Below are 19,042 nucleotides of genomic sequence, written 5' to 3' on the forward strand. Positions count from 1 at the left end.
TGCCGCCCCTTTGCATTTTCGAACGGCGGTTGACACCAGCGATGACCAGCGCCCCGATCCTCGATATCCGGGACATCCACAAGGACTACGGCACCTACCAGGCGCTGAAGGGCGTGTCGCTCAGCGTGCGGCAGGGGGAATTCATCGCCCTCGTGGGGCCCTCGGGCTGCGGCAAGACCACGCTCCTGAAGCAGATCGCAGGCTTCGAGGATGCCACCTCGGGCACGATCAGCATCGACGGCCGCGACATGGCGGGCGTGCCCGCAGCCCAGCGCCCCACCAGCATGGTGTTCCAGAAGCTGGCGCTCTTTCCGCACATGACGGTGGCCGAGAACATCGGTTTTCCCCTGAAGCTCCGCAAGGTGGCGCCCGGTGAGATCGCCAGCCGCGTGAACGAGATGCTCACGCTGATGGAACTGAAGCCCATCTACCTCGACCGTTTCCCCCGCGCCCTCTCGGGCGGCGAGCAGCAGCGCGTGGCGCTGGCCCGCTCGATGATCTCTTCGCCCAAGCTGCTCCTCCTCGACGAGCCGCTCTCGGCGCTGGACGTGAAGCTGAAGAAGGTTCTGCAATCGGAACTGAAGCGCCTGCACCGCTCGCTCGGCGTCACCTTCGTGCATGTGACCCACGACCTCGAAGAAGCGATGATGCTGGCCGACCGCATCTGCGTGATGCGGGCCGGGCGCATCCTGCAATTGGGCGAGCCGTCCGACATCTATTACCGCCCGGCCGATGCCTTCGTTGCGGGCTTCATCGGCGAGACCAATCTTTTCCCGGTGGAGGTGACGGGCCGCAAGGTGGGCTCCGTTCACTACAGCAGCACCGCGTTCGAGGATGCGACCGGCACGCTGCCGGCCGATGCTGCTGCGGAAAATGCAAGCGGTGCTGCGCTCATGAACGTGCGGCCCGAACTTATCCGCCGCATCGGCCCCAAGGACACGGCCGATTGCGCCGTGAATGCCAAGGTGACGGAAGTCTTCACCAAGGGCGGCACGGTGCAGTATCGCGCCCACACGCCGCAGGGCATGGATCTCGCCATCGAGATCCAGGGCACATCGCAACTCCCCATGCAGGTGGGCGAGAATGTGCGGCTCGGCTGGAGCAAGAAGGACATCTGGATCCTGCCCGCCGGAGAGGCCTGATGGATCAGGGCGTCAGCAGGACCTGGAGCGACCCGCAGCTTCTCTGGAAGGCGCTGCCCAGCGTGCTGCTGCAGACGACGTGCTTCGTTGCCCCCCTGATCATGACATTCATCCTCACCTTCCAGCGCACGCGGGATTTCCAGCTGCGCTGGACCTGGGACCTGGCGACCTGGACGGAGGTGTTCTCGAAGCCGCACTACTGGACCATTCTCGGCCACACGCTGGTGATGGCGGTCGCCTGCGTGGTGATCTGCCTCGTGCTGGCCTTTCCCATCGCCTACGGGCTTGCCACGCGCTTCAAGCGGATCGAGAACGAGATCAAGATCCTCATCACCTTCGCCTTCATCACCGACGCCACCCTCAAGACCTTCGGCTGGGTGCTCTTTCTCGACAAGAAGGGCGCCGCCAACTACGTGCTTTCGTCACTCGGTTTTCCGCCGGAAATGGTGGCCTTCCTCTTCACCGACTGGGCGACGCTGCTCGGCATGGTCTACAACCTGCTGCCCTTCGCCATCTTCACGCTCTACCTCTCGATCGACAACATCGACCGCAACCTGATCTTCGCCGCCTATGATGCGGGTGCCAGCAAGTGGCGGGCTCACTGGGAAGTGACACTGCCGCTGTGCAAGCCCGGCCTGTGGGCGGGAAGCGTGCTGATCTTCCTGCTCGGTGTCGGCGTCTTCCTCGAGCCCAAGGTGCTTGGCGGCGGCACCTCGCCGATGACCGCGGAACTGATCCGCCAGACCTTCGAGACGCGCGTGAACTGGCCGCTGGGGGCGGCACTCACCTTCGTGCTCATGGTCGTCTCGGTCTTCCTCGTCCTGCTCTTCACCCGTGTCCTCAACATGAAGCGTTCGGGGTTCGGCGGATGAGCGCGCACGCCCAGGACAAGCTCATCAACATCATGCTCTATGGCGTGATGGCGGCGGTGCTGCTGTTCTTCTACATCCCGATCTTCACCCTCATCGCCTTCTCGCTGCAGGAAGGGCGCTATCTCACGCTGCCCTTCGAGGGCATCTCGATCAAATGGTATGGCGAACTGCTGAACAGCGCGCCCGCCCTCACGGCCCTCAAGAACTCCACGCTGATCGCCTTCTTCGCCACACTCATTGCCACAGCAGTGGGAACGACGGCGGCGATCGTCGCCGTGCGCTACCGCTTCAGCGGCAAGGCCATCTTCCAGGCACTGACGGGCGCACCGCTCGCCTTCCCGCAACTGCTTCTCGGCATCGTGCTTCTGCTGTGGTTCTCGGTGCTGGGGCGCTGGTTCGGTTTCAACACCGGTATCGTCACGGCCATCATCGGCCACATCGTCTACATCACGCCCTTCGTCATGGTGATCGTGGCGGTGCAGGTCTACAATTTCGATGCGCAGCTCGAAGATGCCGCGCGCGATTGCGGCGCCACCACCTGGGAGGTCTATCGCCATGTGACGATCCCGCTGCTGTGGCCCGGCATCTTCTCCGCCGCGATCTTCGCCTTCCTGCTGAGCTGGGGCAATTTCTACATCACCTACAGCCTTGCAGGCTCCACCCGTACCGTGCCCACCTTCATCTTCAGCGGCATCGCTGTCGGTTCCTCGCCGCTCTATCCCGCCATCGCCACGGTGGTATTCATCCCCGGCCTCATGCTGGTGGCGATTGCCGCCCGCATGCGGGGGAGCGCGCCGAAATGAGGCAGATTGCCTAAAACACAGGCGCTTCCTGCCCGCTTCCCGCCAGATCGCCCAACATGCGGTCTTGACCGCAGAGGGCCGCTCTCGCAGTCTGCGCGCGGGGGCAGGGGACGGATTTCATGCGCATTCTCGTCGTTGCCGATCTTCACTACTCGCTCCCGCAGTATGACTGGCTGCTGGCGGAAGCGCCGCGCTACGATCTCGTCATCATTGCCGGCGATCACATCGATCTTTCCTCGGCGGTGGATGGCCGCGCCCAGATCCTGGTGATCTCGAAATATCTCGACATGCTGCGCGAGAAGACACGGATCATCACATGCTCGGGCAATCATGATCTCGACGGCCGTGATGCGCATGGCGAGAAGACGGCGAAGTGGCTGGAAGACCTGAACGCCACCGGCATTCCCGCCGATGACAGCACACTCGAGATTGACGACATCCTGTTCAGTGTCTGCCGCTGGTGGGATGGTCCTTTGGCGCAGGCGCGGCTGGCTGAACAGCTGGCGCGCGACAAGGCCGCGGTGCGCGGCAAGTGGTTCTGGGTGCACCACGCCCCGTCGTTCGATTCACCCACAAGCTGGTCGGGCTCGCGCTCGCTCGGCGACAAGACGGTGCAGGAGTGGATCAACACCTACCAGCCCGACATGGTGTTCTCGGGCCACATCCACCAATCGCCCTTCACGCGGGCGGGCTCATGGGTCGATCGCATCGGAAAAACATGGGTTTTCAATGTCGGTCAATATGCCGGCGCGCCGCCTGCGCATATCGCCATCAACACGGACGTGAACGAGGCGGTGTGGCTTTCCATGGCCGGCATCCAGACGGTGAAGCTCGATGGTGAGATCAAGCATCCGGTGCACGCCCAGCAGCGCCCGCCGGAATGGATGATGCTATGAGGCGTTGGGCTCGCGGTCGGAGCCGGGGTCATAGGCCCGCGCCGGCTGGTTGACGAGGCTCGCCAGCACGTCGCTCACCATGGCAAGGCCGGAGCCAGCGCCCGCATACTGCTGCTTCAGGTCAGCGAGATAGGTGGTGGCGGTGTTGAGCCGCTGGGCCAGAAGCGCCGCAATGGCAAAGGTGATCTCGGGGTCAGAGCGCATGAAGGCGCTGGCATCCTCATAGAAGTAGAGTTCGCACGGGGTGAGGGTGCGCACGGTCGCCGTGTGCGGTGTGTCGAGCAGGATCGACATCTCGCCGAAGACGGCGCCGGGATCGCTGATCATGGCCACGCGCGTCTCGCCGCGCAGCACTTCGACCGTGCCCGAGGCAAGGACGTAGAGCCGCCCCGTCCTCTGGCGCTCGCCCAGCAACACCTCGCCCGCGCCATAGCTGCGCTTCAGCTTTTCATCACACTTCGAAAGGATCGATACCATCCCCGGCCCCAGACTGTTTTACCCGACAGTGCTACGCAAGAACCGCGCCAGACGCCTTGCCAAAGCGGGTCTTTCCTCAAAGAAATCAGGGGGCATGACGCCCCCTGAAGACTGCGCGATCGGGATGCCCGCTCAGCTTTCGCGGTAGGCGCCCGACTTCTTGGCGGCTTCCGTCGCCAGATAATCCATCAGGCCGGGCGAGAGGCAGTCATAGGGCTCGAGGCCGAGCTGCTTCAGGCGCTTGCGGATTGCCGGCATCTTGGACGGCGGCACGCCACCCTCGATCACAGAGGAGACGAAGGCGGCGAAGCCCGGCGGCGACCAGCCCTTTTCCTTGGAGAGTTCGGTGTGGATGAAGGTGAGCCCGTTGAAGGGATGGCCGGCGCGCTGCACCGGTCCGTGGAGATGGGCGCCGCAGCCGGTGCAGGCATGTCGCTGGATGAGCGCGGAGGGATCGACCACCTTCAGCTTGTGCTCGTTCTGGGTGACGACAACCTTGTCGCTCGGCACCACAGCCACGACCGAGAAGATTGCACCCTCGGGCTTCCAGCACTTGGTGCAGCCACAGGCATGGTTGTGGGCGCTCTGCGAGGAGATTTCCACCGTCACGGGATCGGTGGCGCAATTGCAGGTGAGGGTGCCGCCGGCAAAACCCTTCTTCGCCGACTTGGCGAAGCCCTTGTCGATGCCGGGGTGGAGCGCAATCGCAGGCGCGCTCTTCTTTGCCGATGCCTTCTTCACCGCCTTCTTGGCGGTCTTCTTTGCCTTCTTCGCCTTGCGTGCCATGTGTACCTCCCTGGGTTTGAACTGGCCTCAGCTCGCGCAACGGACGATCAAATCGGAACGATTTGAGAGAGAAAAGTTGCGCCAGATAGTGCGCATCTTTACTTCGCAAGTGGAATCCACTTGCTCGCACGATGCGTTAGAATATGACGACACTCCTGATCGACTTGCCCTCGTGCATCAGGTCGAATGCCTTGTTGATGTCTTCGAGCGGCATGGTGTGGGTGATCATCGGATCGATCTGGATCTTGCCGTCCATGTACCAATCGACGATGCGGGGAACATCGGTGCGCCCGCGGGCGCCGCCGAAGGCGGTGCCTTTCCAGGTGCGCCCGGTGACAAGCTGGAAGGGACGGGTCGAGATTTCCTGTCCGGCGCCCGCCACCCCGATGATGATCGACTGGCCCCAGCCGCGATGGGCGCATTCCAGCGCCTGCCGCATGACCTTCACGTTGCCGGTGCAGTCGAAGGTGTAGTCGGCGCCGCCGATCTGGTCGGCACCGCGCTTCGTCATGTTGACGATGTGGGGAACGACGTCGCCGTCGATCTCCTTCGGATTGACGAAATGGGTCATGCCGAAGCGCGTGCCCCACTCCTTCTTGCTGTTGTTGACGTCGACACCGATGATCATGTCGGCGCCCGCCAGCTTCAGGCCCTGGATGACGTTGAGGCCGATGCCGCCCAGGCCGAAGACCGCGGCCGTTGCGCCCTGTTCAACTTTGGCGGTGTTGATGACGGCGCCGATGCCGGTGGTGACGCCGCAGCCGATGTAGCAGATCTTGTCGAAGGGGGCGGCGGGGTTCACCTTGGCCACGGCGATTTCCGGCAGCACCGTGTGGTTGGCGAAGGTGGAGCAGCCCATGTAGTGGTGGATCTTCTGGCCCTTGTAGGAGAAACGCGAGGTGCCATCGGGCATCACGCCCTGGCCCTGGGTGGCGCGGATCGCCGTGCAGAGATTGGTCTTGCGCGACAGGCAGGAGGGGCACTGGCGGCATTCCGGGGTGTAGAGCGGAATGACGTGGTCGCCTTTCTTCACCGAGGTGACGCCGGGGCCGACGTCGATCACCACGCCTGCACCTTCATGGCCGAGAATGGCGGGGAACAGGCCTTCCGGGTCAGCGCCCGAGAGGGTGAATTCGTCGGTGTGGCAGATGCCGGTCGCCTTCACCTCGATGAGGACTTCGCCCGCCTTCGGGCCTTCCAGATCGACTTCGACAATCTCAAGGGGTTTGCCTGCGGCAAAGGCCACGGCAGCACGCGTCTTCATCAATTCCTCCCGCGTCATTTTCTTTGGTGCGAGATTATTTCATAAGTGCATAAGCGAGTCCATGCAGCGCGACGCGGAAACAGTCCGAATTTGCGTCTTTCGTTGGCTTTGCACGGGAATTGAAACGGAGGCATCATCGCTGGGGGAGAAACGCATGGCACGACTGAGCATCCGCATCGATTTCGGACCGGACCAGAGGATCGGACCGGGCAAGATCCAATTGCTCGAGCACATCGCGGCACTGGGCTCGATTGCCGCGGGCGGCCGGGCGCTCGGCATGTCCTACCGCCGCGCCTGGGAACTGATCGATGAACTGAACGGCATTTTCGGCAAGCCCGTCGTCACGCCGAAATCAGGCGGCAAGCAGGGCGGCGGGGCGGCGCTCACGCCACTCGGCCTTGCCCTGATCTCGCGCTATCGCGCCATCGAACTCGCGGCGACCGGTGCTGCATCTGCACAGATGGAGGCGCTCCGCCAGGAGATCGCCAACGTGAAGGCGAAAGATTGACCAAGAATTATTTTCCCGGCGGCCGCACCGACATGGTCTTGACCACGGCATAAACCGCCTTGCCGGGCACAATTCCCAGGCGGTTGCCGGAGAAGCGGGTGATGCGGGACGAGAGTACGCTGCCGCCGGCATTGATCCGGACCTCCAGTGCGGCACCCGGCAGGTCCGTGACGGCGGTCACCACGCCTTCGAAGATGTTGAGGGCGCTCACGTCCTGTGGGCGCGCCGTTGCCAGCATCACATCGGCGGCGCGGATATGCACCCGGTATGATCCGTCCGAGGCGGCCATGCGGCCCGCAATGCGGATGTCGCCTGCAGGAGAGGCGAGTGTGGTGAGATCGTTCGCCGCGTCATAGGCCTTGAAGCTGGCCTCGAGCAGAACGCCGGCGTCCTGTGCCAGCTCTCCTCCAGCCTCTGCAAGAAGCGGCAGCACCTCGGCCACCGGTCCCGCCTGCACCACGCGGCCCTTCGCCATCAGGACGACATCGGTGGCAAGGCGCGCCACCTCGTTCACGCCGTGGCTCACATAGACGATGGGCACCTTGATCTCGTCGCGCAGGCGCTCGATATAGGGCAGGATTTCGAGCTTGCGCGCCTCATCGAGGGAGGCGAGCGGCTCGTCCATCAACAGCAGCCTGGGCGATTGCAACAGGGCGCGGCCGATGGCGACGCGCTGGCGCTCGCCACCCGAGAGATGCGCAGGCTTTCGTGTGAGCAGGGGCGCAAGGCCGAGCAGCGAGACGACGGCGCTCTCGTCGGCGTAGCGGTCCGCGGCAGGTGTGAACCAGAGGCCATAGCGCAGGTTCTGCTTCACCGTGAGGTGGGGGAGGAGGCGCGCATCCTGGAAGACATAGCCGATGCGTCGGCGGTGCGGCGGCACCCATGTGCCCGATGCGGTATCGGCAAAGTCATGCCCGTCGAGAGCGACGCGCGCCTGATCGGGGTGCAGCAGGCCGGCGATGGCATTGACGACGGAGGTCTTGCCGCAGCCGGAGGGACCGAAGAGCGCGGTCAGCCGGCCGCTGCTCGTGAAGGCCACATCAAGCGCCATGTCCGGAAAGCGGTGCTGCAGGGAAACCGAAAGCGTCATTCCGCAACCCGTGAGGCCACGCGGCGGGCGAGCACTTCCGAAACGATGAGCGCGCCCACCGAAATCACCACCGAGACGAGCGTGAGGCGGAGCGCGTTCGCATCGCCGCCCGGCACTTGCGTGTAGGAGTAGATGGCGGAGGGGAGCGTCTGGGTTTCACCCGGAATGTTGGAGACGAAGGTGATGGTGGCGCCGAATTCGCCCATGGCCTTGGCGAAGCAGAGGATCATGCCCGCGACGATGCCCGGCAGCGAGAGCGGCAGGGTAACGGTGAGGAAGACCCAGGCCGGGCTTGCACCCATGGTGGCGGCGGCATCTTCCAACCTGCGGTCCACCGCTTCGATGGAAAGCCGGATCGCCCGCACCATGAGCGGAAAGCCCATCACGGCGCAGGCGAGTGCTGCACCCGCCCAGCGGAAGGAGAAGACAAGGCCCACCGTCTCGGCGAGGAAGCTTCCTACCATCCCGCGCTTGCCGAAGGTGAGGAGCAGGAGATAGCCCGTCACCACGGGCGGCAGCACCAGCGGCAGGTGCACGAGGCTGTTGAGCAGCGCCTTGCCCCAGAAATCGCGGCGGGCCAGCAGCATGGCCACCGCAATGGCCACGGGCAGGCTTGCAAGCATGGCGACGGTGGCGACTTTCAGGCTGAGCCGGACGGCAGTCCATTCCTCCGGGCTGAGCGAAAGCCAGTCCATCGCTCAGTTGGTGGCAGGCACCAGAACCGCGAAGCCCTGATCCTTGAAGATGGCCTGGGCCTTGGCGCCCTGCAGATAGGCGACGAAGTCCTTGGCGTCGGCGCTCTTGGACGCGGCAACAAGGCCGACCGGATAGACGATCTCTGGGTGCGAGTCCGCCGGGAAGGTGTCGAGCACCTTCACGCCCTTCTCCGCCTTGGCATCGGTCGTGTAGACGATGCCGAGCTTCGCCTCGCCCGTGGCGACAAGCTTCAATGCGGCCCGCACGTTTTCGGCCATGGCAACCTTTCCTTCGACGGAAGACCATACCCCCAGCGTTTCAAGCGCGGCCTTGCCGTACTTGCCCGCGGGAACGGCCTTCACGTCACCCATGGCGAGCTTACCATCGCCCAGCAGCCCTGCAAGGTCGAAGCCCTTGGCGATCTTGGCTTCGGCCTTGGAATCGGCTGTAGCGACGAGAACGATCTGGTTGCCGAGCAGCTTCACCACCGAACCCTCGGCAATGAGCTTGCCCTCGGAGAGCTTGTTCATCCAGTCCATGTCGGCGGAAATGAAGATGTCGGCGGGGGCGCCTTCCTGGATCTGCTTGGCGAGCGCCGAGCTTGCCGCATAGGAAACGGCCGTTTCCTTCTTGGTGTCGGCGGTCCACTGGGCGCTCACCGCATCGAGGGCGTTCTTGAGGCTGGCCGCGGCGAAGACGGTCACCTTGTCGGCGGCGAAGGAGGCGGTGCTTGCGGTCAGCAAGAGGGTGCCTGCGGCAGCGATGCGCGAAATCCGGGAGATGAGTGTTCTGCGGTTCATGGTGCCTCTTCCTTGTTTTGCCATTCGTTATTGTTTTTGAACTATTACGATTGCCTTGGCAAGGGGCCTGCCTTGACGCCCTTCACGCGGCGGTGCGAACTGCTTGGCAAAGGGAGAAACGGGCATGACGGTTCGCGTCGGATTGATCGGGGCAGGGGTGATGGGAACGGATCACGCCCTGATCATCGGCCGGGAGCTTCACGGCGCGGAGCTGGCCGTGGTCTGCGACGCCGACCCGGCCCGGGCGAAAGCCGCTGCCGACAAGGCGGGATGCAGCCGCGTTGAAACCGATCCGTTTGCCGTGATCGCGTCACATGATGTGGACGCTATACTGATTGCCAGCCCGGACCAGACCCATGGTCCCCTGACGCTCGCCTGCATCTCGGCCGGAAAACCGGTGCTGTGCGAAAAGCCGCTCTCACCTTCGGCCGAGGAATGCCGGACAATCGTCGCTGCCGAGGTGAAGGCGGGGAAGCGCCTGGTGCAGGTGGGCTTCATGCGGCGCTTCGATCCTTCGTACATGGAGATGCGGAACGCGGTCAGCGGGGGCACCATCGGCAAGGCGATGATGCTCCACTGCTTCCACCGCAATGTTTCGGCGCCTGCCTGGTTCACGGGCTCCATGGCGATTACCAACTCTGCCCCGCATGAGTTTGATATTGCAAGATTTCTATTGGGCGAAGAACTGGTCGCCGTGACCGCCTTCCAGCCTGCCGTGGCGCGCGCCGAAGGAGGCGTGGCGCCCGTCTTCATGGTCTGCGAAACGGCGGCGGGGCAGCTCGTCAACATCGAGGTCAACAACAACGCCACCTACGGCTACGACGTGCGCGGCGAAATCGTGGGCGAGGAGGGTGCCGTCTCCATGGCGGCACCGGCCCACAGCACGCTTGATCTTCGTCTCAGCCACAGCACGGCCTATGCCGCCGACTGGCGGCCACGCTTCGCGGAGGCCTACCGCCGCCAGAACCAGGCCTGGGTGAACAGCATTGTTTCGGGGCAGCCGGTGGGAGCGAGCGCATGGGATGGCCTGTGCGCCACACTTATTGCCGAGGCGGGGGTGAAGGCGCTCGCCTCCGGGCAGCGCACAGCCATCGCGATTCCGGCCCGCCCGCCGCTCTACGGCTAGCCGCCCGCGAAGAACGTGGCGATCATGAAGTAGCAGGCCAGCAGCAAGACGAGGCTGATCAGCAGCACGTAGCGCACGTTGTGGCCGGTCACGCCCTGGCGGACGCGGTTCTCCGGGTCGGCGCGTTCCTCGCGGGCCGTCTTCGGTTCATCCGCAGGGGTTTCGTTCTTCCCGTCCGTCATTCGCGCATCCTCGTGGTTGGGCTTGCTTGCAGGCACGTCGGCTCTGGCAAACAACGAGCCGGACAGCGCAGGGGTTCCGGAACCTCGCGCAGCGGGTCCGCGTTTCCCTGTGGTCTCAACCTGTGATTCCGTTCGAGTGAGGAAAGCCATGCCGGCAGGACGTCGCGCCTATTGGAAAGGATACCTGCGGTTGTCGCTGGTCTCCGTGGGGATCGAGCTCTTCGACGCCGAAGAGAAGAAGGCCCAGATCAGTTTCAACCAGATCCACAAGCCCACCGGGCGCCGCATCAACTACGTGAAGAGCGTGCAGGGCGTGGGGCCGGTCGACAAGGACGACATCGTCTCAGGCTACGAGATCGACAAGGACCGCTATGTCACCCTCGACCCCGAGGAACTCGATGCGGTGAAGCTGGAAAGCAAGCGCACCATCGAGCTCAACCGCTTCGCGCCCATGGAAGATGTGGACGCCCGGTTCGTGGAGCAGCCTTACTATGTAGTGCCGGCGGACGAGTATTCCGCCGAAGGCTACATGGTGATCCGCGAGGCGCTGGCGAAGACGGGCCGTGTCGGCCTGGGCCAGATGACGCACGGCGGCAAGGAGCATCTCATTGCCGTCAATGCGCTGGGTGACGGTTTGGTGCTCTACCGCCTCCGCTACGCCAACGAGGTGAAGGCAGCCGATGAGTTCTTCTCCGATCTGCCGCGCGGCAAGCTGGACAAGGAGATGGTCGATCTTGCCAGCGAACTGATCGAGCGGAAATCGGGTGACTTCGATCCGGAAGACTATGCCGACAAATACGCAACCGAATTGAAGAAGCTCATCGCCCGCAAGGCGAAGGGCGAGCGCATTGTCGCCACGCCGGAGCCGGAACCGGCGTCGAGCAATGTCATCAATCTCATGGATGCGCTGCGCAAGAGCCTTGGCTCCAAGGAGAGTGCGCGGGAGCGAGAGGCTGAGGGTGACGATGACGATGCACCGCGCGAGACGCGCTCGCGCAAGTCTTCTCCGGCGCGGAAGAAACCCGCCCGCAGCCACAGCCGCAAGGCAGGATAGCAGCCATGGCAGTGACGGCGCGCAAGACGGCAAAGAAGCCTGTGCGGAAGGCGGCCGCGAAGACGAAACGCGTCAAGGCGGAGCTCAAGACCTACCAGCGCAAGCGCGACTTTTCGCGTACCGCCGAGCCGCCGGCCGCACCGGGCGACAAGACGGGCAACCGCTTCGTTGTGCAGAAGCATGATGCGCGGCGTCTGCATTTCGACTTGCGGCTTGAACTGGGCGGTGTGCTGAAGAGCTGGGCCGTCACCAAGGGACCGAGCATGCGCTCCGGCGTGCGGCGGCTTGCGGTCGAAACCGAGGACCACCCCACGGGCTACATCGACTGGGAGGGGGTGATCCCCAAGGGGCAATATGGCGGCGGCACAATGATCGTCTGGGACCAGGGCACTTGGACACCCGAGGGCGATGCGGCGAAAGACCTCGCTGCGGGCAAGCTGGTGTTCAACCTCGAGGGCACGCGCCTCAAGGGCCGCTTCAACCTTGTGCGCATGAAGGACGAGGGCAAGCGCCACAACTGGCTTCTCATCAAGGGCAACGATGAATTCGCGCTCACCGAAGGCGAGGCCGAGCCCGCCGAGACGGAAACCGCCTCGCTGAAATCGGGCCTTGCCAACAGCGATCTCGCGAAGGGCGAGTTGCGCCCCGACCACAAGGCCCGCGCCGCCAAGACGAAAACCGTGAGCGTCGCCAGTACCGCGAGCCTGAAGCGCATCGCGGGCGCCAAGGGCGGCATTCTCCCGCCTTTCGTCAACCCGAGCCTTGCCATGAGCGTGACGGCACCGCCCAAGGGTCAGGGCTGGATTCACGAGATCAAGTTCGACGGCTATCGCATGCAGGCGCGGCTCGAGGGTGGCGAGGTGCAGTTGCTCACCCGCAAGGGTCTGGACTGGACGCACCGCTTCCCGCCGATCGTGCGGCGGCTCAAGGAACTGCCCGTGGGTGCGGCCCTGATCGACGGCGAGATCATCGTGCAGGATGCGTCAGGTCATTCCAGCTTCAGCGGCCTGCAGGACGACCTCAAGGCCGGACGCCACGACCGCATGAGCTACTGCATGTTCGATCTTCTCCATTGCAACGGCGTGGACCTGCGGGGTGCCACGCTGGAAGAGCGCAAGCGCGTGTTGCAGGAGATCATCGCTGCGGCACCGGCATCCTTCGCGCTCCGCTTCAGCGATCACATCGGCGAGGAGACCAGCCGCAACATTCTCTCGGAAGCCTGCCGCCTGGGCCTTGAGGGCATCGTCTCGAAGCGCGCCGATCTGCCTTACGTCTCTGGCCGGGGCGATCACTGGCAGAAATCCAAGTGCAGCCTGCGGCAGGAGTTCATCATCGTGGGCTTCGTGCGCTCGGAAGCGCAGCCGCGCGCCGTGGGGTCGCTGGTGCTCGGCTATCTGGAGAATGGCAAGCTCGTTCACGCGGGCCGCGCCGGAACGGGCTTGAATGCGAAGGAAGCGGCTTTGCTCGCCGAGCGTTTGGAGGGATTGCGCGCCGAGATGCCGGCCTTCTCCAACACGGTGCCGCCTGCCTCACGGAAGAGTGTTGTGTGGGTGAAGCCCACGCTCGCCGCCGAGATCGAGTATCGCGGCTGGTCATCACAAGGGTTGCTGCGGCAGGCGGCGATCAAGGGCCTGCGCGAGGACAAGCCCGCAGCCGAAATCGTGCTCGAGCAGGCCGCGCCGCCCCATGATGTGCCGGAGGAAGAGCCCGCCCCGAAGACATCCAGCAAGCCCGCTGCAAAGCCCGCCCTCCCTTCCAAGGCGAAGCCCACGGTGGCAAGCTCGGCCCCGGCGAAGAAAGGGGGTGCCGCCGTGACCGATGTGAAGCTGTCGCATCCTGACAAGAAGCTCTGGGCCGACGTCAACGTCTCGAAGCAGATGCTGGCCGACTACTACACGCTCGTGGCGGAGCGCATGCTGCCCCACGTGGCGGACCGCGTGCTCGCGTTGCTCCGCTGCCCCGAAGGCACCAGCGGACAATGCTTCTTCGCCAAGCACGCCTGGATGGGCACGAGTGACCACATGCGCTTCGTCGATGTGGGGAGCGAGAAGCCGATGCTGGCAATCGACGATCTCGCCGGCCTCATCCACCTCGCGCAGATGAATGTGCTCGAAATCCATGTGTGGGGTTCGCATGTGGCGCATCTGGAAAAGCCGGACTGGATGATCTTCGATCTCGATCCGGAGCCTTCGATCCCCTGGGCGGTGTTGCGGGATGCGGCACTCGAGGTGAAGGACCGCCTGCAGCGCCTCGGCATGGAAAGTTTCGTGAAGAGCACGGGCGGCAAGGGATTGCACGTGGTGACGCCGCTCACGCCAGATGCGTCATGGGATGAGGTCAAGGATTTCTCCAAGGCCTTCGCCATGGCCATGGTCCATGATGCGCCCAAGAACTACACCGCGGTGATTTCGAAGGCGCGGCGCAAGGGCAAGATCCTGATCGACTATCTGCGCAACGGGCGCGGGGCGACGGCGGTTGCTCCCTATTCGACGCGGGCACGGCCCGGCGCACCTGTGGCGATGCCCATTCCGTGGTCGGACCTGAAGGGTGAACGCCCGCTCTTCACGGTTCCCGCCATCCTCAAGGCGGGCAAGCTTCCGGCCGATCCCTGGGCAGGGATCACGCGTGTGAAACAGAAGCTTCCCAAGCTGAAATGAGCTGATCGCAGGCCTGCCTTATTCTGAAACATATTGACTTTTCAGGATACAAATGTTCATTGCGAGTCATGGCATAATGGGGCCTGCTGGCAGGGAAGAATGCTGTGAAAGCCGCTGTTCTGAAGGCTGTGAACGAGATCGGCTGCGAGACCGTCGCAGCCCCCACGCTCGCGCCCGGCGACCTCCTCATCAAGGTCCGTGCCGCCACGATCTGCGGCACCGATATCCGCATCCTGCGCGGCCGCAAGACCGCCGGCGTGCGTTACCCTTCCGTCCTCGGCCACGAATTTTCGGGCGAGATCGCTGACACCGGCGGCCATTCCCAGTTCCATGTGGGCGAGGCCGTGGCAGTGTGTCCGGCCTTCGCCTGCGGCTCCTGCGATGCCTGCACGCGGGGGGCCGAGAACCTTTGCCGCAACCTCGTCGCCATGGGTTACGAGATCGACGGCGCCTTCGCCGATTATGTGCGCGTGCCCGCCCAAGGCGTGGCCTCGGGCAATGTCTTTCCGCTGCCGCAGGGCCTCTCCTTCGAGGCAGCAGCACTGGCCGAACCGCTCTCCTGCGTGATCAACGGGCAGGAGCGTGTGGGCGTTGCGCTGGGCGATACCGTGGCGGTGCTGGGGGCAGGGCCGATCGGTCTCCTCCACGTGCAGCTCGCCAAGCTCTCGGGCGCCAGCAAGATCATCGTCAGCCAGCGGAGCGCGCTCCGCCGCGAGGCTGCCCTCGCAGCGGGCGCCGATCACGTCATCAATCCGCAGGACGAAAATGTCGTCGAACGCGTCCGCGCCCTCACGGGTGGTGCCGGCGTCGACGTGGCGATCTGCGCCATCGGTGATCCCGGCCTTGCCAATGATGCCATCCGCATGGTTCGTCCCCGCGGACGCGTGTCGCTCTTCGCCGGCTTCGTGAAGGGCCTGCAGGCCGAGCTTGATGTCAACGCCATCCACTACAGCGAACTGGTGGTGACGGGGGCTTTCGGCCTCACCCGCCGCCAGTTCGGTCTCGCGCTTGATCTCATTGCCAGCGGCAAGATCAACGCACCCTCCCTCATCAGCCACCGCTTCCCGCTCGAAGACTTTACGGCCGCCGTCGCCACCGCCGAGCAGGGCTCCGCCATCAAGGTGGCCATTACCAGCACGTGAAGCAGCAGACATGGCCAAGACACCCTCACTGAAACAGCATTACTCCGTTCTCATCATCGGGGCCGGCATCAACGGCTGTGGCACCTTCCGCGATCTCAGCCTGCAAGGCGTGGACTGCCTGCTCATTGACAAGGGCGACATTTGCCAGGGTGCGAGTGCGGCACCCTCCCGCCTGATCCATGGCGGCATCAAGTATCTCGAGACGCGCGAGTTCCGCCTGGTGAAGGAATCGGCCATGGAGCGCAACCGCCTGCTCCGCAACGCGCCGCATTACGTGAAGGCGCTTGAGACGGTGTTCCCGTCACGCTCGTGGTTCGCGGGGCTTGTGCCTGCAGCGCTTGGTTTCCTCGGATTCAACCCGCCGATCCGCAAGCGCGGCGCCATCCTGATCGAACTCGGTTTGCGCATCTATGATTTCTACAGCCGCAAGGTGCAGGTGCTGCCGGATCATTATTCCATGAACACCGCGCGGCTCCGCCAGGAGTATCCCGCGCTGGCGCCGGACCTGATGGCGGCGGGCGTCTATTGCGAGGGCCGCGTCAGCCACGCCGAACGCCTCGGCATGGAACTGGTGCAGGATGGTCTTGCTGCGAACCCGGCGAGCGCACTCCGCACCTACATGGCTGTCGATGGCCGGCCCAACGGCAAGGTGCTCACCCTCAAGGACCAGATCAGCGGCGAAACCCACGCCGTCACGGCGGATGTGGTGATCAATGCCGGCGGTGCCTGGATCGACAAGGTCAATGCCGGCATGGGCATCAATTCGCAGCACATGGGCGGCTCCAAGGGCGCGCACCTCATCGTGAAGAATGCCGCGCTCTACGAGGCACTCAAGGGCCGCATGCTCTACTTCGGCACCAGCGACGGCCGCTTCAACCTCATCTATCCCTTCTTCGGCAACGTGCTGGTGGGTTCGACCGATATCCCCTGCAAGGATCCGGACCTCGCCCATTGTTCGACCGAAGAGGCCGACTACCTTCTCGATGCCGTGCGCCAGATCCTGCCCGGCGTGCCGGTGAGCCGCGACGACGTGGTGCTGACCTATTGCGGCGTGCGCCCGCTGCCGCGCGCCGAAGGCAAGGACATCGGCGCCGTCACCCGCGACCATGCCATCGGCCAGAACAAGCTGCCGGGCACCGACATTCCCGTGCTCTCGCTGATCGGCGGCAAGTGGACCACGCACCGCGCCTTCTCCGAACAGACGGCGGATGCGGTGCTGGCCCTCCTCAACAAACCCCGCAAGCTCTCGACCGAAGACATGGCGATCGGTGGTGGCCGCAACTATCCGAAGGGCGATGCCGCCCGCACGGACTTCATCGCCAGGCTGGCGAAGGAGCTGGCCGTGCCGACGCAGCAGGCGACGATCCTGTTCGAGCGCTATGGCACCACCGCACTCGCCCTCAAGGATGCGCTTTCCGGCACGGGCAGCACGCCGCTCGCTTCGCTTCCCTCCTATTGCGTGGGCGAGATCGCCTGGATCTGCGAGAACGAGCAGGTGCGCCGCCTCGCCGATCTCGTGCTTCGCCGCACCGTCATCACGATGGAAGGCCTTCTCACCTCGGACGTCATCTCAGAGACGGCTGAAATTGCTGCAAAGACATTGGGTTGGGATGCAAAGCACAAGCAGGCGGAAATCGCCTTCGCGGAAGCCGAAATGGCAAAGCGCAGCATCCGCAACACCCGACCCGAGAAGGCCGCAGCCTAAAGGATCAGCCCCTCAACCCTTCGGTCATGACGTTTGCGATGTGTGCGCACGCCTCGCTCACCGACACGCTTGGCGCGAGATCCGTGATGGCGCCGAAGGTTGAAGGCGTGAAGGGAATGTCCATCATCCGGTAGGCGTCGGTGACTGCTGCCAGTGCCGCAGCGGAGGGCGCGACGGAGATGACCGCCCCCATGTGATAGCCGTGCTTGCCGATCCGCTGCGCGAGCCCGGCGAGTTTCACCCGACCCTCTGCGTTCACGCTGTAGTCGCCGGGGCAGTATTCGCCCGCGACCTCGCCCATGCGGGCATCGATGCCGAGTTGGGAGAAGGCCTTCACCATGAGGCCGGAGAAGTGGCGGTAGCGGTCGCGGGTATTTTCGCGGGGCTCGGGGTGGGGTGCCACAAGATCGATGACGAGTGCCGACTCATCATAGACGGCAAGCTGTCCGCCGGCGCCGCGCTCTCCCGGGCGGAAGCCTCTCGCCTCCAGCATGGCCATCACGGCCGCATGGGCGGGATGGCTGGTATCGCGGGGCGAGAAGGCCGCTGTCGCTTGCGGCCGGTAGAAGCGGAGCGACGCAGCACTCTGCTGCGTCAGCCCCGAAAGTGTCTGGCGGACGCGGGCCATGTCTTCGGCAGGGCTGAGGGGTGAAGGCTCTTCAACCTTGACCTCGCCGAGGACCTGAAGGCTCGCGCCGAACGCCGGGTTCACGGTGGCTCAGCGCTTGGCAGGCGCCTTTCCGGCGCATCCATAAAGCTTCATCTTTTCCACCGTCGCTGCGATCATGCGCTTGCGTCCCTCGGCCATGGCGGTTTCGAGCTGGGCGTCGCCCTTGCTCCACACCGCTTCCATGCCTGCGCGGAAGGCGTGGCGCAAGTCGGTATCGGCATTGAACTTGTGCACGCCGGCGGCCTTGGCCGCTTCCACTTCATCCTCCGGAATGCCGGAGGCGCCGTGCAGCACCAGCGGAATGCCGACGGCATCGCGGATCTCCAGCGTGCGCTTGATGGCCAGCGGCTGCGGCTTCACGCCGGGGACGACGCCATGGACGATGCCCACCGAGATGGCGAGATAGTCGACGCCGGTTTCTTCCACGAACCGCTTCGCCTCGCCCACGTCGGTGTAATAGTCTTCCCAGTTCACGCTTTCACCTGCATCCGGGATCTTGCCGAGTTCGGCTTCCACGGGAATGCCGAAGTCGTGGGCGATCTCGACGATGCGGCGTGTCGTCTTGATGTTGTCCTCGAAGGGAAGATGCGCGCCGTCATACATGATGGAGTTGAGGCCGAGCTTGATCGCTTCCAGGCACTCCTCCCACGGGCCGTGATCGAGGTGGATGACGAAGCTGGCGTTGGAGTTCTCGGCGATGCGCTTGGTCATCTCGAAGGCGCGGCGAAGCCCCATGTGCGGAACGATGGCGCGGCCCACCTGCAGGAAGACCGGTGCCTCCGCCTCTTCGGCAGCGAGCACGAGGGCTTCTGTGGTCTCGTCATTGTGCATGTTGAAGGCGCCGATGGCATATTTGCCGGCGCGGGCATCGGTGATGAGCTTGCGGGGATCAACCCAGGGCATGTGACTTATCCTTCTTCAGTTCGTTCAGGCTTTTTCGATGATGGCGACGGGCGTGCGGACAGGCACCACGGTGCCGGCCTCCATGAGGATCTCGCTCAGCGTGCCGGCGGCCGGAGATTCGATCACCTCCACCGTCTTTTCCGATTCCACTTCGGCAAGCGGCTCATCCTCGGCCACGGTGTCGCCCACGGCCTTCAGCCATTTGACGATGGTGCCTTCGCTCATGCCCATGCCCCACTGCGGGAGCAAAACCTTGATGCGTGCCATGG

The 19,042-nt window shown here is 64.2% G+C and carries 20 protein-coding genes; 10 read left to right on the forward strand and 10 right to left on the reverse strand.

Annotation, left to right across the window (positions count from 1 at the left end):
- Positions 1-41: 41 nt before the first annotated feature.
- The 4 genes from QM801_RS00405 to QM801_RS00420 all read left to right on the forward strand — a co-directional run bounded on the left by QM801_RS00405 (position 42) and on the right by QM801_RS00420 (position 3,713).
- A complete protein-coding gene (locus QM801_RS00405; protein ID WP_415017234.1) occupies positions 42-1,142 on the forward strand; it encodes an ABC transporter ATP-binding protein in 1,101 nt (366 codons plus the stop codon).
- On the forward strand, positions 1,142-2,014 hold the full coding sequence (locus tag QM801_RS00410) for an ABC transporter permease (protein WP_415017235.1): 873 nt from the start codon (positions 1,142-1,144) through the stop codon (positions 2,012-2,014). Before QM801_RS00405 ends, QM801_RS00410 begins: the two co-directional genes overlap by 1 nt.
- Positions 2,011-2,817: an ABC transporter permease gene (locus QM801_RS00415; protein WP_415017236.1), complete on the forward strand. Its 807-nt coding sequence runs from the start codon at positions 2,011-2,013 to the stop codon at positions 2,815-2,817. Before QM801_RS00410 ends, QM801_RS00415 begins: the two co-directional genes overlap by 4 nt.
- Before the next feature lie 119 nt (positions 2,818-2,936).
- Positions 2,937-3,713 (forward strand): metallophosphoesterase family protein, encoded by a 777-nt coding sequence (locus tag QM801_RS00420; protein ID WP_415017237.1) that lies wholly within the window; start codon positions 2,937-2,939, stop codon positions 3,711-3,713.
- Here QM801_RS00420 and QM801_RS00425 read toward each other — a convergent pair.
- The 3 genes from QM801_RS00425 to QM801_RS00435 all read right to left on the reverse strand — a co-directional run bounded on the left by QM801_RS00425 (position 3,708) and on the right by QM801_RS00435 (position 6,240).
- Positions 3,708-4,190, reverse strand: a complete 483-nt coding sequence (locus tag QM801_RS00425) for a Crp/Fnr family transcriptional regulator (RefSeq protein WP_415017238.1) — start codon at positions 4,188-4,190, stop codon at positions 3,708-3,710. The two genes, QM801_RS00420 and QM801_RS00425, sit on opposite strands and share 6 nt — an antisense overlap.
- A gap of 132 nt (positions 4,191-4,322) precedes the next feature.
- The gene (gene gfa, locus QM801_RS00430; RefSeq protein WP_415017239.1) at positions 4,323-4,976 is read right to left on the reverse strand and encodes an S-(hydroxymethyl)glutathione synthase; all 654 of its coding nucleotides are present in this window, start codon (positions 4,974-4,976) and stop codon (positions 4,323-4,325) included.
- A 136-nt stretch (positions 4,977-5,112) separates the two neighbouring features.
- Entirely contained in the window at positions 5,113-6,240 is a 1,128-nt protein-coding gene (locus QM801_RS00435; RefSeq protein WP_415017240.1) for an S-(hydroxymethyl)glutathione dehydrogenase/class III alcohol dehydrogenase, read from the reverse strand.
- Positions 6,241-6,394: 154 nt separating this feature from the next.
- Here QM801_RS00435 and QM801_RS00440 point away from each other — a divergent pair, with 154 nt between their 5' ends.
- Positions 6,395-6,748: a winged helix-turn-helix domain-containing protein gene (locus tag QM801_RS00440; protein WP_415017241.1), complete on the forward strand. Its 354-nt coding sequence runs from the start codon at positions 6,395-6,397 to the stop codon at positions 6,746-6,748.
- Positions 6,749-6,755: 7 nt separating this feature from the next.
- On the opposite strand, the gene modC is transcribed toward QM801_RS00440, so the two are convergent.
- Genes modC through modA form a run of 3 tightly spaced genes read right to left on the reverse strand, consistent with a single transcriptional unit; the run spans position 6,756 to position 9,334 of the window.
- A complete protein-coding gene (gene modC, locus QM801_RS00445) occupies positions 6,756-7,838 on the reverse strand; it encodes a molybdenum ABC transporter ATP-binding protein (RefSeq protein WP_415017242.1) in 1,083 nt (360 codons plus the stop codon).
- Positions 7,835-8,533: a molybdate ABC transporter permease subunit gene (gene modB / locus QM801_RS00450; RefSeq protein ID WP_415017243.1), complete on the reverse strand. Its 699-nt coding sequence runs from the start codon at positions 8,531-8,533 to the stop codon at positions 7,835-7,837. Before modB ends, modC begins: the two co-directional genes overlap by 4 nt.
- A 3-nt stretch (positions 8,534-8,536) precedes the next feature.
- The gene (gene modA / locus QM801_RS00455) at positions 8,537-9,334 is read right to left on the reverse strand and encodes a molybdate ABC transporter substrate-binding protein (RefSeq protein WP_415017244.1); all 798 of its coding nucleotides are present in this window, start codon (positions 9,332-9,334) and stop codon (positions 8,537-8,539) included.
- Positions 9,335-9,458: 124 nt separating this feature from the next.
- Between modA and QM801_RS00460 the strand changes: the two genes are divergently transcribed.
- Positions 9,459-10,460, forward strand: coding sequence for a Gfo/Idh/MocA family protein (locus QM801_RS00460; RefSeq protein WP_415017245.1), 1,002 nt, complete (start codon positions 9,459-9,461; stop codon positions 10,458-10,460).
- On the opposite strand, the gene QM801_RS00465 is transcribed toward QM801_RS00460, so the two are convergent.
- The gene (locus tag QM801_RS00465) at positions 10,457-10,642 is read right to left on the reverse strand and encodes a hypothetical protein (RefSeq protein WP_415017246.1); all 186 of its coding nucleotides are present in this window, start codon (positions 10,640-10,642) and stop codon (positions 10,457-10,459) included. The two genes, QM801_RS00460 and QM801_RS00465, sit on opposite strands and share 4 nt — an antisense overlap.
- A 148-nt stretch (positions 10,643-10,790) precedes the next feature.
- Here QM801_RS00465 and QM801_RS00470 point away from each other — a divergent pair, with 148 nt between their 5' ends.
- The 4 genes from QM801_RS00470 (at position 10,791) to QM801_RS00485 (ending at position 17,200) form a co-directional block, all read left to right on the forward strand.
- Positions 10,791-11,696, forward strand: coding sequence for a Ku protein (locus tag QM801_RS00470; RefSeq protein WP_415017247.1), 906 nt, complete (start codon positions 10,791-10,793; stop codon positions 11,694-11,696).
- A gap of 5 nt (positions 11,697-11,701) precedes the next feature.
- Complete coding sequence (gene ligD / locus QM801_RS00475) at positions 11,702-14,353, forward strand: DNA ligase D (protein WP_415017248.1); 2,652 nt, start codon at positions 11,702-11,704, stop codon at positions 14,351-14,353.
- A 104-nt stretch (positions 14,354-14,457) separates the two neighbouring features.
- Positions 14,458-15,495 (forward strand): zinc-dependent dehydrogenase, encoded by a 1,038-nt coding sequence (locus QM801_RS00480; protein WP_415017249.1) that lies wholly within the window; start codon positions 14,458-14,460, stop codon positions 15,493-15,495.
- A gap of 10 nt (positions 15,496-15,505) precedes the next feature.
- A complete protein-coding gene (locus QM801_RS00485; protein WP_415017250.1) occupies positions 15,506-17,200 on the forward strand; it encodes a glycerol-3-phosphate dehydrogenase/oxidase in 1,695 nt (564 codons plus the stop codon).
- A 4-nt stretch (positions 17,201-17,204) separates the two neighbouring features.
- On the opposite strand, the gene QM801_RS00490 is transcribed toward QM801_RS00485, so the two are convergent.
- From QM801_RS00490 to QM801_RS00500, 3 genes are read right to left on the reverse strand one after another with little or no spacing between them, the layout of a single operon-like run.
- A complete protein-coding gene (locus tag QM801_RS00490; protein ID WP_415017251.1) occupies positions 17,205-17,912 on the reverse strand; it encodes a lipoyl protein ligase domain-containing protein in 708 nt (235 codons plus the stop codon).
- A gap of 6 nt (positions 17,913-17,918) precedes the next feature.
- On the reverse strand, positions 17,919-18,773 hold the full coding sequence (locus tag QM801_RS00495; protein WP_415017252.1) for a class II fructose-bisphosphate aldolase: 855 nt from the start codon (positions 18,771-18,773) through the stop codon (positions 17,919-17,921).
- A gap of 24 nt (positions 18,774-18,797) precedes the next feature.
- Positions 18,798-19,040, reverse strand: coding sequence for a biotin/lipoyl-containing protein (locus tag QM801_RS00500; RefSeq protein WP_415017253.1), 243 nt, complete (start codon positions 19,038-19,040; stop codon positions 18,798-18,800).
- Between the last annotated feature and the right edge of the window lie 2 nt (positions 19,041-19,042).

Source organism: Aestuariivirga sp., assembly GCF_047600585.1.
GTDB lineage: Bacteria > Pseudomonadota > Alphaproteobacteria > Rhizobiales > Aestuariivirgaceae > Aestuariivirga.